Below are 13,161 nucleotides of genomic sequence, written 5' to 3' on the forward strand. Positions count from 1 at the left end.
AATGAGAACATGCGGTGTAGAAATTACCGGTAGTGACGTACTACTGTGTATTTTAACAAAAGATAACGATGTATTTGATATACGAGATATTCGCCAAACTCGCTTTACCTTAGGTAATGGTAATGACACTGAAGTAATGCGTAAATTCCAATTTGATTTTGCGAAACTTATGCAGGACTATCAAATTGACTCAGTTGCTATTCGTCAACGTGCGCCTAAAGGTAAATTTGCCGGTAGTGCGAACGGTTTCAAAATGGAAACTGCAATTCAATTGATCCCTGAGCTGAGTGTTTATTTATTCAGTACAACCGAGATCAAAGAACAATTAAAACGTAATCCTATTCCTATTGATTTCGCTGAAACGGGGCTTAAAAAGTACCAAGAAAATGCGTTTGTAAATGCATATGTACATTTAATGAAAAAAACCTACCGCAGCGAAGAGCTTTAATTTTCAATTAGAGTTAAATTTATAATCAGATACTACGCTAGTGTGTACTGCAATGTTTTTTTGTAGCTACAGCTAGCGTTTTTTATTGCCTAATATTTATCATTTTTATTACTACATTGGTCGTATAGCGCTTTCATTTGTCGACAATCTGTGTTTTTCTAACTGAGTAGACTCTCACAACATTGACACGGAGACCGTACATGCAAATAAGTAACAATAATACAACTGCAACCGATGCGAATAAAACAGTCGAAGATACAGCTGGCTTAGAGCATAGCTACTATAAAGGAGCACAAAGCCCAGCATTGATCAATAAAACCATAGGTGATTACTTCGACTACATTGTCGACAATAATCCAGACCACCCTGCGATAGTGCTGCATCATCAAAACATTCGTTTAAGCTATAAAGAATATCAGCAGCAGATCAACCAGCTGGCAATGGGGTTACTGGCTTTAGGTGTAAAACCAGGTGATCGTGTTGGTATCTGGTCACCAAACAACCTTGAGTGGTGCTTAACCCAATTTGCGACCGCCAAAATTGGCGCAATCATGGTCTGTATTAACCCAGCGTATCGTCCAAACGAACTACAATTTGCACTAAATTCAGTCGAGTGTTCAACTCTTATAACCGCTTCAAGTTTCAAAGCCAGTAATTACCTAGGCATGCTTAATGAATTACTGCCCGAACTTGCCGCTGCAAAAGCTGGGCAACTGCAGGCAAAAAACCTCCCCTATTTAAAAAATATTATTCGCATTGGTGATGAGCCTGCCGCAGGCATGTTTAGTTTTAGTCAAGTTATGACAATGCCAACGGCCGCCCACCGCGTTGAGCTCAACGCCATTGGTGCAACTTTGCAACCAGATCAAGATATCAACATTCAGTTTACCTCCGGCACAACAGGCAATCCTAAAGGCGCTACGCTCTCCCATAAAAACATTTTAAATAATGGTTCTCTTATGGCTAATGCAATGCGCTTAACTGCAGATGATAAGCTGTGTATTCCAGTGCCGTTATATCACTGTTTTGGAATGGTATTAGGTAATTTAGTATGTATAAGTAAAGGAGCTACGGCAGTATTTCCAGGAGATTCTTTTGATCCAACAATCACGCTTGAGGTGGTTGAAAAAGAACGCTGTACTGCACTGCATGGCGTACCTACGATGTTTATTGCTGAACTGGAACTAAAAGATTTTGCTCGTTTTGACTTATCCAGTTTACGTACGGGCATCATGGCAGGCTCGACGTGTCCTGAGCAAGTAATGCGTAAAGTACAATCGCTGATGCATATGAATGAAGTTGTTATCGGTTACGGCCAAACGGAATGTAGTCCCATTAATAATGCCACGGAGATTGACTCATCCATTGAAAAACAAGTTACTACCGTCGGCCGCGCGCTGGCGCATACAGAAGTAAAAATTATTGACGAAGTAGGTAATATACAAAAAATAGGGCTTGCTGGCGAAGTATGCAGCCGTGGTGCGGGTATTATGCGTTGCTATTGGAATGATGAAGAAAAAACCGCCGCAACTATCGATAAAGAAGGCTGGCTACACTCTGGTGATTTAGGTGTAATGGATGCGGAAGGTTTTGTTGCAATAGTGGGCAGAATTAAAGATATGATCATTCGTGGTGGCGAAAATATCTACCCGCGCGAAATTGAAGAAGTACTTTACACTTACCCTGGCGTGCAAGATGCTGCTATTTTTGGCATCAGTGACGACAAGTACGGCGAAGAAGTATGTGCTTGGGTGCAGCCTAAAGATGATGCCGTGTTAACAGAGCAAGAAATTCGCAGCTTCTTAAAAGATAAATTAGCTTATTTTAAAATACCAAAACACATTCAATTTGTTGAAAGTTACCCTATGACGGTTACCGGAAAACTACAAAAGTTTAAAATGCGCGAACAAATGCAAGCACAATTAAAAGACAACGCGTTTTCATAATTAGCAAAAGCTTACGTTAGTTAAAACGCCCAATGTAATTTTAACATTGGGCGTATTATGAGATTAATAGCTTAACAGGCCTATTCTGGCGGTTTTAAAAAATACGTTTGCGCTAATGCATTATGAATGCCCGCTAATTCAATTTGGATTTGATCCATATAATTGTGTAAGTGGCCATTTTTAAGCGCTCTTACATCTTCAGCTTTCAATTGTTTTACCACTGCATCTATTAAATTTATAATCTCTGTAGAGTTTGGCAAAGGTGAAATCAGCGTTTTCAGCTCTATTAAGCAAAACAAAATTGACCGTGGAAATACTTCACTGTGCATCACGAATTCTAATACATCAGCACGTTGCACCCGTACGCTCATCTCTTGTCGATACATTTGATAAGCACTAAGCGAGCGCAATAGGCTGATCCACTGAATATTTTCATAAGGTTTTGCTTCATCGCTGGTGATCAACGTCTCTGAACGAATGTCTAATATCCGTGACGTCATATCAGCACGTTCTATCAACGACCCAAAGCGGATAAACGTAAAACCATGATCATGGTTAATAGTCGCATCTAAAGCACCAAATATTTGATGGGCTGATTCGATGATTTTCTTTAGATAAGCAAATCGGCCACGCTTAGCAAGCCCTTCTTTTTGATTATCTTTTACATAGTAATAAAGGGAGTTAATTTCTTCCCATACATCGCGAGGCATTACGTCTCGAATTGTTCGAGCGCTCTCTCTAGCATAGATAATAGAATTTAAAATAGACGAGCCATTATCACTACCTACAAGTAAATAACGCAGCGCTTTTTGCTCTGTGTAATCAGCGTGTTTATCTTCATACGCCTGACGTGCGCCAATAATATCTATTAATGGCTCCCAGCCTGTACATACGCCTTTAGGTAAATCCAACATCAGCATGTTGTTGACATTAATTAACCGTGCAACATTTTCTGCACGTTCAACGTAACGAGCTACCCAATATAAAGTTTCACCTACTCTTGATAACATATTATTTAGCCTCTTCGTCAACAATCCAGGTATCTTTACTACCACCGCCTTGAGATGAATTTACCACTAATGAACCTTTCACCATCGCAACACGAGTAAGGCCACCAGTAGTGATCTGTGTGTCTTTACCTGACGATAATATAAACGGTCTCAAGTCAACGTGACGTCCATCAGGCTCTGTCCCGTCAAGGGTGGGAACCGTAGACAAATCAAGAGTTGGTTGCGCTACCCAATTCCGTGGATCGGCTTTTATTTGTGCAATGGTTGCTTGTTGCTCTTTTTTAGTCGATTTAGGACCAATCAATAAACCATAGCCACCCGACTCGTTTGCAGGTTTGACAACTAGTTTATCGATATTTTTAATAACATAATCACATTCTTTAGGATCTAAACACTTATAGGTTGGCACATTTTCTATCTTGGGTTCTTCATCCAAGTAATATTTTATGATGTCAGGTACATAGGCATAAACCACCTTATCATCCGCAACCCCTGCACCGGGTGCATTGACTAACGCCACATTACCTTTCGACCATGCTCGCATTAAACCGGGTACACCTAATTGTGATTCAGGTAAAAAAGCTTCGGGATCTAAGAATAAATCGTCGATGCGTCGATAAATTACATCAACGCGTTGCAAGCCTGTAATTGTGCGCATATAGACACAGTCGTCTTTTTCGACTACTAAATCACGCCCCTCTACTAATTCACAGCCCATCTCTTGAGCAAGGTAACAATGTTCAAAATAGGCGGAGTTAAATACACCGGGTGTTAATACCACTACTTCAGGCTTATCGTCTGGACGAGGTGACATTGCTGCCAACATATCAAACAGTTGTGAAGGATAATCATCAACTGGTAAAATCGACACTTGTTCGAATAACTCAGGGAAAACACGTTTCATCACAGAGCGGTTCTCAAGCATATAAGACACCCCAGACGGCACGCGTAAGTTATCTTCGAGTACAAACATAGTGCCATTTCCATCGCGCACTAAATCGGAGCCGCAGATATGCGCCCATATATTATTTGGCGGAGTAATTCCAACACATTGAGAGCGAAAGTTAACTGATTTTTCGAGTAAGCCTTTTGGAAAAATACCGTCTTTTATTATTTTTTGATCATGGTATAAATCATTTATAAACAGATTCAACGCTTCAACACGCTGTTTTAAACCTACCTCAATAGTTTGCCATTCTTTTTTACCAATAGTGCGCGGAATAATGTCAAACGGCCACGCTCTATCGATCATATTGCCTTCATTATAAACTGTAAACGTAATGCCCATTTCTTTTATGGCAAGATCTGCAACAGCTCTGGCTTTAACTAATTCTTCTTTTGATAAGCTAGAAAAAAACTGTGCTAACTGTTTACCGTGCGTTCGAATATTTCCTTGTGCGTCTATTAATTCATCAAAAAAGCCATTTGTTTGATATGCTTTCCAGTCAATTTTCATACATCCTTCCGCCTTATCCATTATTAATATTGAGTTGTTTTAATCACTCCAATCGAATCATATCAACCGCTACATCAAGCAATTGTGTACCGCCACCAAAAACCACGCCTTTCAAAGGAGTGACATCAGAAAAATCACGGCCAACAGCAAGTGTTATATGCTGCTCATTAGGCATAACATTATTTGTTGGATCAAAGTCTACCCAACCAAACCTTGGCACAAACACAGAAAACCATGCATGGGTCGCATCTGCACCTGCTAACTTTTCTTCCCCCTCGGGAGGCATTGTTTCTATATACCCGCTAACATAACGTGCTGCTAAACCAATACTGCGTAAGCACGCTATCGCAAAATGTGCAAAATCTTGGCAAACGCCCCTTTTTTGTGCAAAAACAACACTCAAAGGCGTACTAATCGTAGTAAAACCGGGATCATACTGAAACTCATGAAAAATCCGTGCCATGAGATCTTTACAGCCACAAATCAAGCTAATATCAGCTAAAAACGACGTTAAAGCGTATTCCTTTATACCCTGTACAAAAGGAGTATATTGAGATGGCAAAATAAACTCCGATGTTTTTAACAGCTGATATGTATTTGCCTTTGCGACGATATCGCGAGCCTCTTGCCAAGGCATATCAGTGTCGACGAGGTTAATATTTGCACTTAATAAAAGTTCCACTTCACTGGTCATAGTCACTTTCAGTTTTTTATGCTGAGTGGCTATTTCAAACGCGGTCACTTTATTATCAAAATAATCCGTAAATTCTTGTAGATAATTTGCCGGCGGCTCAATATCTATGCGACTACTGTGGCATATCTGAGCACGATTTGTTTTTGGTGTTAACCGTGCTTGGTTTTGACACAAGCTAACAAAATCGGCATAACTGTAAGTTGTGGAATGCTTTATTTTATATTTCACGATTGAGCTTGCTCAATATTAGTCCAATTCAATTTATTCGCCGTTTGTGTATGAGAAAAATACTGCAATAATAATACATCACAAAAGGTATTTAAGTTCAGGCGAATATTATGGTTAAACTCGATTAACTGTTTACGAACTCCAGCGTCCGTCCTTTGCAGATAGTCTTTTTCTGTGACATAGCAACTCGTTTTAGAAAGTAAAATTGCTTTTTCATGTGCTGCTATCACTCCCTGTCTGCGTTTAGTCGGTAAATGCTTGCATAACTGGTTTATTTGCTCTAACTGAAAAAGTAATGAGCGAGGGTATTCTGCATCCAGTAATAACAGCTCAAGCCCAGTACCTATACTTTGATACATTCTATAGCGACGTTTATGGGTCACTAAGCTAACTTGACTACTCAAAACCGCTTCGAGTAAACCAAGCTCTTCAGCTTGCTCGAGTTCTTGCGTTAATAAAGCCCCTGTTAATGAGGTGATTTGTAAGCTGCGCTCAATCCTGCGACCCATCTCAAGTAAAAACCAGCCATTGCTGTTTGGCATACAATCCACTAACGAGCCATTAAAGGCCATGATCAAACCAATCACTTTATCTAAAATACTTTGCATCGCACGTGATGAAATGTTGATATTGATATGCTTTAGCACTTTAACTTGCTCATTGATTTCATCAATAATACGACGACTATCATGAGACAATAATTCTTGGATCTGTACTGATGCATTCGCTAAATAATTTAACGTATTTATTATGCTACCCGCGCGTAGCTCATCAGCGAGTAAAGCAAACGCTGTTTGCTTAGACACTGCGCTATCAAATTATTCAAGCTTGATGGCTTGCTCTACATAAGGGTAAACAATATGCTGAGCGCTGATAGCAGCCAACAAACGAGCAACAGTACTGCGGCGTATTAAATCTGGATAAATAGCCAACTCAGTGTAACGATCAATAAAGATACGTAATATTCTTATGGTATTTTCACAGCGCTCTAAATAACGACCGAGCCAAAATAAATGTTCTGCAGTACGACTTGATATAACCCCTTCAAGTAAGCTTACATCCATTCTTTTTTTAATTGGTGTTGGTACACTTTGCTCAGTTAAATCAATATCTTTACTGGTATTTATCCAAGTATCTTTGAGCCAACCAGCGCCCTTAGCTTTAGCACTATTTTGATAAGAGAAACACAGTGCCGATGGCAGCACTTCGATGCCATTTTCTGTGGTTAATACATAACACCTAAATACCACAGGTTTTGCAATTAACTTACCGTCATCCCAAAATGGTGCGCTACTAAATGCGGGTTTATCTTGAAAATAATAATCGCTAGGTTGCTTAGTTATAAGTTGTTCAATTTTATCCGCGTCTAAATGGCCATCAAGTGTTAGTTTAGGATCTTTATAACTACCAAACACTAACTGTGACCAATCCGATGATTTAACATCTTCAATGCTGTGGTACTTAGGGCAATCTAGTAATAATGGTTGTTGTAAAAGTTGCTCTGATAGCTGGGCTAAATTACATTGTATTGCCGGTGATGAGAGGACCCCGCTACCAAAAGGATTTAATACTTTTACTGAGCCCTCACGTACAGCTTGTAATAAGCCTGGAATACCATGTAACGAGTATTGTGTTTGTTCAAGTGAATCGATACTTTGATCTGGGATCCAACGTAAAATCACATTGATTTTCCCCAATCCTTGTAATGACTTTAAACACACTTCGCCATTACGCACTGTTAAATCAGCGCTTTGCACTAAAGTATAGCCAAAGTAAGTAGATAGAAACGCATGCTCGTTATAATTTGGATCATCGATCCCTTGAGTTAAAATAACAATACGAGGATCATCCATATAATGAATAAACTCGTTAATGCCTTCTTGAAACAAATTTAAAAACTCTTTAATTTGTTGCACGTTGCATTCAGCAAACTCTTCAGCCATAACGCGCCTAGCTATAATGCGGTTTTTAAGCAATAGCCCTAGACCTAACGGACATTGGCAATGATCAGCTAAGACTTTAAATTCACCCGATGGTGCGCGATACACATCAACCGCTGTAAAAAACAGTTTTAGCTCATCACTTGGTAAGCTAAATCCTTCACGTAAGTAATGACTATCTTGGTACAGCTGCTGCGGTGATATTTGCCCACTCAAAAGTAGCTTTTGCTCAGAATAAACATCTTGTTGGATCTTATTAAGTAATAAAGTTCGCTGTTTTATGCCTTGCTCTAACGTATTCCAATCTGCTCGAGAAAACATAAAAGGCAGTGGATCGAAGTGCCACTGTTGATTACTCTCACTTTTAATATTGCCATTTTGCAAAAGTTGCGTAATTTCAATGGCACGACTACTTACATCTTCAGCGGTTAAACTTGCTAAACGATTAAATAAAGTATCCCAATGCTCAGGGTTTAAGCCACTGTGATCCGCCAATTCATCATGACCGTGGCGTTTATCAAGGTATAAAGACAACCAATTAGGCAGCTCTGGCATCGTATTATTATTAATGTACAAGCTAAAAGCGCTCCGCTATAAAAAGTAAACTATCATTCTAGTTCAATTTGTTGGTAATTGTATTAACAAAAGCGTCTGTTAAATAATGACTCTACTTTGCGTAATGTCAAAGTGGAGTCATACAATTAACAACCCAAAAATATCATTTATTTGAACTTAGGTTGTCTCCTTAAATCGAGCGTATTAGGGTAATCTGAATTAGTATTTTCTTCATCGGGAACAACAAATTCACTCACCGATTGTGCTGATTCAAAGCTTCGTGTCGCAGCCGATGGGCTCCAACTAGGCTGATCAGATGCTAATAATGATGGTGTGTGACCATGCTCCCAAAATCGTGCAACCCTTCGCCCTTCAGCTTCAAATGCATTAACGGGTAATGTTTCTGGATTTCGCCCACCAGCATGACTAACATGGTAGACAAAACCACCCATTGAGCGGCCTTCCCAGGTATCGATCAGATCAAATACTAACGGTGCATGTACACCAATTGTAGGATGCAGCGCTGTTGGTGGCTGCCATGCACGGTAACGGATCCCGGCAACCATTTCATCTTTCGCTTTGCCTTTAACAATTTTAAGCGGCACGCGTCGGCCATTACATGTAACGATATAGCGGTCACTCATTGTGCCAATTACTTTGATTTGCACGCGTTCTAATGACGAATCAACATACCGAGCAGTACCAGATGCACTGGCTTCTTCACCCAGTACATGCCACGGTTCAATCGCGGTTCTAAGCTCTAACGTCACATCATCGAGTTCTCGGGTGCCGCAAACAGGGAACCTAAACTCAAAAAATGGGTTTAGCCAACTTACTTGGAATGCAAAACCAGCTTGCTGCAGATCTCTAACAACCTCAGCTAAATCATTTTCAACATACTGAGGTAATAAAAATTTATCATGTAATTCGGTGCCCCAACGGATCAACGGTTTGTGATAAGGCTTTTTCCAAAACCAAGCTAATAAAGTCCGTAATAACAACATTTGCACTAAACTCATTTGTGAGTGAGGTGGCATTTCAAACCCCCTAAACTCGACAATACCTAGTCGTCCTGTTGCTGAATCGGGTGAATATAGCTTATCAATACAAAACTCCGCCCTGTGTGTATTACCTGTTAAATCAACAAGTAAGTTGCGTAACAAACGATCAACGAGCCATGGCTCAGGCACTTCCCCTTCAGGCATATGTGAAAATGCGATTTCAAGCTCATAGAGCAACTCATCACGTGCTTCATCCACACGAGGTGCTTGGCTTGTAGGGCCGATAAATAAACCTGAAAATAAATAAGATAATCCAGGATGGTGCTGCCAATAAGTAATAAAACTTCTTAAAATATCTGGGCGTCGTAAGAACGGGCTTTGCTGCGGCGTTTCACCACCTAAAGTGACATGATTACCACCCCCGGTGCCGGTATGACGACCGTCCGCCATAAACTTATCTGTTCCTAAACGTGCTTGTTTGGCTAGATCGTAAAGTGTCGTTGTTCTATCTACCAATTGCTGCCATGACGAAGATGGGTGGATGTTCACTTCAATGACACCTGGATCAGGTGTCACGGCGTATTTTTCTACACGACTATCTTTAGGCGGGCTATAGCCTTCAATAACAACCGGGATTTGCAGGGCTTTTGCGGTGCTTTCAATCGCATTTAATAGTGACATATAATGTTCAAAATGGCTCGTTGGGGGCATAAAGATGTACAACCGCCCTTCTCTTACTTCCAATGCCATTGCGGTTTTGATCATCTGTTGACCAATAAAGCCTTTTTGCAGTTTTTTAGCTTTTGTAAAGTTATCTGGAATATCAAACGGATCTCGCTCAATAATGTTGCTTGTCCACTCAAGGCTATCAAGCGGTAATCTATAACCAAGGGGTGATTCACCTGGTAATAAAAAACAGTATTCGCGTTTAAATTCCCATTTGCATGACTGCCAGCAATGTTTCGCTTGATTAAACTGCAGCGGCAATGCATAACCAACAGGCTTTTCAATACCTTGTTCCATTTTAGCTAAAAAGCCTTTACGGCTCATTGCACTAAGAAGTTCAGGCTGTTTAGGCCCCACCTCTTTGGGTAACGATGCCTCTTGCCATAAATGATATAAAATATCTTCATAGGCTGTAGTGATAGCCTTGGTTTCAAGGCCTATTTCTGCACATAGCTGTTCTGTAAAACGCTTGGTATCTGTGTGGTCTAATTTATAATCTTTATTCGGATCAGCTAATAAACTGGCATCTTGCCACAAAGCTTCACCGTCTTTTCGCCAATAACATGCATATTGCCAGCGAGGCAGTGACTCTCCCGGATACCATTTACCTTGCCCATAATGTGTAAAGCCACCTTTGGTATATGCTTTGTTCATCGCAATAAATAAGCTTTGTGCTAACACTCGTTTTTCTTTACCGTCGGCTTCTGTGTTCCATTGGGGATGTTCCATATCATCAATAGAAATAAACGTCGGCTCACCGCCCATTGTTAAATGAACACCTTCCTTAACATATACATCATCAACTTGCTGACCCAAACGGTTTATTGCAGCCCATTGTGTTTCTGAATATGGCTTTGTAACGCGAGGGTCTTCATGTACGCGCGTTACTTTGTTATAAAAACTAAATTCTGATTCGCACTTATCTATGCCACCAGAGACAGGTGCTGCTGAGCTAGGTTCAGGTGTGCACGCAAGCGGAATATGGCCTTCGCCAGCAAATAAGCCGGAGGTAGGATCAAGCCCGATCCAACCTGCGCCTGGAATATATACTTCAGTCCATGCGTGTAAATCAGTAAAATCTTCATCAGGACCACTTGGGCCATCAAGTGATTTTTGATCTGATGTAAGTTGGATTAAATAACCAGATACAAAACGAGCAGCCAAACCTAAATGACGAAACAGTTGTACTAACAACCACGCAGAATCTCGACATGAACCGGTTTTTTTTGTGATGGTTTCGTTCGCCGTTTGAACTCCAGGCTCTAAACGAATGCCGTAGCCAACAAGATTATAAATTGACTGATTGACCGCAACTAAAAAATCAACACTTCTGATTGGTTTTTCCGGACGTAACGAATCAATCAATTCTAAAAACTTAGGACTCGCCTTACGTTTTTTTAAATAGGGATTAAGCTCAGCCTTTGCGACTTTATCGTATTCAAATGGAAACTCTTCAGCATATTCTTCTAAAAAGAAATCAAACGGATTAATTACCGTCATTTCAGCCACTAAATCAACAGTAAAACTAAACTCAGTTGTGGGGCTATTAAATACCACTCTTGCCTGATAATTACCAAAAGGGTCTTGCTGCCAATTGATGTAATGATCTTCCGGCACTATTTTTAATGAATAGCTTTTAATTTTAGTTCGGCTATGAGGTGCTGGACGTAAGCGGAAAATATGCGGCCCCATATTTACTGGGCGGTCGTACTTGTATTGAGTATGGTGCGCTATACCAACAGTAATTGTCATCGATTAATCCCTCTTTAATTTTTTGTATAGCCATTTAAGTATAACTTACTACTACCTGCCTGCTATTTAAGCAATATACATTCCATATAGATTACATAATAAAATTAGGCTGTTAGCCTATATATTGGTCACTATTGACTGTTTAGAATCAAAGAGCGAGCGCTGTGAAGAATTATTTGGTGCGACATTCGCACCAAATTAGCACAAAGCTAAGTATTAAAAATCACACAGCGCTTATTATTTTATGTAATTCACCAATAAAGCATGCCTGTTTTTTCTAGCGATTAAATAGAAAAAAGTCCCAATTAATCACAACACCAGTTAAATGCTTCGCTAAAACGAACTTAAAAAATAGTTCACAATAAAACCACGATTAAGCTTCTTAACAGTGTTATAGTAGTTTGATTTTTAATCGCCCTGAAAGCCAAACTAGCAAGCTTAGTGTCTTTAAACAAGCAATGTTGGCATTTTATTTTGCTAATTTATTATTAGCATCAATGCTTAAGGTAGATTGTTCACAGTTAGATCATGACGTAATACATATCCCGCCTATCTTCATATTAAGGACTCTATTTATGCAAACATTAACAAACATTGGTGACAACTTGGTTAAAGGAATATCTGCCCGCTATGGTTTAAGTTATGAGGCAGTAGTACATATGTTAGTTGCAGTAAATAATGGCGGCGGTTCAATGGCGCAGTTTAATTGCCCAGAGCTTGGCGGCTCAGGTCAATGGATGCGCGGTGGAATGACAATGGTAGGAGACATGTTCAATAATGGCTTGAAAAACACCGTTGATAACTTATGTAACGAACTTGCCACTATTTTAGCAAACAACCAAGTTTTCCCCGTCATTCCTGCCGGTACTTTAGGTAGCAACCAGTGGTGGCCAGTTAATTTAGGTAATCCATCGAGTACCGGTTCACAAAACAACACCCGTTATGCTGTTTTTCCTAATCGCTTAGCCATTGAAAAAAATGGTCAGGTCACACTCTATGATACGCTCGATCACCAGATCGGGGGAGTAAGCCAGCAACAAGGCAACGATATATCGCTTACCTTTAGTAGCCAGTGGGGAAACATTAGCGTAAATAGTTTGCCAGTGATTGCTGATGATAGCTTCACTCAGACACATTCAAGTCACAATACCAACTTTGCCCAATCAACAGACTTTGCAAAACAACAGCAATCCCCCCCTGAGACAGGCTCAAATGATAAAATGATGAGTAGCGAGTCGACAGCTATTAATGCTTCGCAATACTCAGTGAATGAAACCCTCGACATTATTGAAAAATTAGCACAATTACGTGATTTAGGCGCACTCACTGATGCTGAGTTTAATGAGAAAAAATCAGATTTATTGCAACGGATTTAACGGCAAGTAATCTCAGGCTTAGTAATTTT

At 40.0% G+C, this 13,161-nt stretch carries 7 protein-coding genes and 1 pseudogene; 3 read left to right on the forward strand and 5 right to left on the reverse strand.

The window, feature by feature from the left end; all coding sequences use genetic code 11:
• The first annotated feature begins 1 nt into the window (after nt 1).
• Together PVK79_RS14865 and PVK79_RS14870 are read left to right on the forward strand one after the other, a co-directional pair.
• A complete protein-coding gene (locus tag PVK79_RS14865; RefSeq protein ID WP_145233170.1) occupies nt 2-448 on the forward strand; it encodes a DUF3010 family protein in 447 nt (148 codons plus the stop codon).
• Nucleotides 449-648: 200 nt separating this feature from the next.
• Complete coding sequence (locus PVK79_RS14870) at nt 649-2,394, forward strand: AMP-binding protein (RefSeq protein ID WP_257326085.1); 1,746 nt, start codon at nt 649-651, stop codon at nt 2,392-2,394.
• An 80-nt stretch (nt 2,395-2,474) separates the two neighbouring features.
• On the opposite strand, the gene PVK79_RS14875 is transcribed toward PVK79_RS14870, so the two are convergent.
• From PVK79_RS14875 to PVK79_RS14895, 5 genes and pseudogenes are all read right to left on the reverse strand, one after another.
• The gene (locus PVK79_RS14875; RefSeq protein ID WP_145233168.1) at nt 2,475-3,404 is read right to left on the reverse strand and encodes an alpha-E domain-containing protein; all 930 of its coding nucleotides are present in this window, start codon (nt 3,402-3,404) and stop codon (nt 2,475-2,477) included.
• Between the two features lies 1 nt (nt 3,405).
• The gene (locus PVK79_RS14880; protein WP_145233167.1) at nt 3,406-4,860 is read right to left on the reverse strand and encodes a circularly permuted type 2 ATP-grasp protein; all 1,455 of its coding nucleotides are present in this window, start codon (nt 4,858-4,860) and stop codon (nt 3,406-3,408) included.
• A 43-nt stretch (nt 4,861-4,903) separates the two neighbouring features.
• A complete protein-coding gene (locus PVK79_RS14885) occupies nt 4,904-5,782 on the reverse strand; it encodes a transglutaminase family protein (protein WP_257326086.1) in 879 nt (292 codons plus the stop codon).
• Nucleotides 5,779-8,277: pseudogene (locus PVK79_RS14890) on the reverse strand (circularly permuted type 2 ATP-grasp protein). The gene PVK79_RS14885 and the pseudogene PVK79_RS14890 overlap by 4 nt, the downstream one beginning before the upstream one ends.
• A gap of 167 nt (nt 8,278-8,444) precedes the next feature.
• Nucleotides 8,445-11,756: a transglutaminase family protein gene (locus PVK79_RS14895; RefSeq protein ID WP_145233164.1), complete on the reverse strand. Its 3,312-nt coding sequence runs from the start codon at nt 11,754-11,756 to the stop codon at nt 8,445-8,447.
• A 575-nt stretch (nt 11,757-12,331) separates the two neighbouring features.
• Between PVK79_RS14895 and PVK79_RS14900 the strand changes: the two genes are divergently transcribed.
• Complete coding sequence (locus PVK79_RS14900; RefSeq protein ID WP_149982508.1) at nt 12,332-13,132, forward strand: SHOCT domain-containing protein; 801 nt, start codon at nt 12,332-12,334, stop codon at nt 13,130-13,132.
• The last annotated feature ends 29 nt before the right edge of the window (nt 13,133-13,161 follow it).

This window comes from Pseudoalteromonas rhizosphaerae (assembly GCF_028885455.1).
In the GTDB taxonomy this organism is placed as follows: domain Bacteria; phylum Pseudomonadota; class Gammaproteobacteria; order Enterobacterales; family Alteromonadaceae; genus Pseudoalteromonas; species Pseudoalteromonas rhizosphaerae.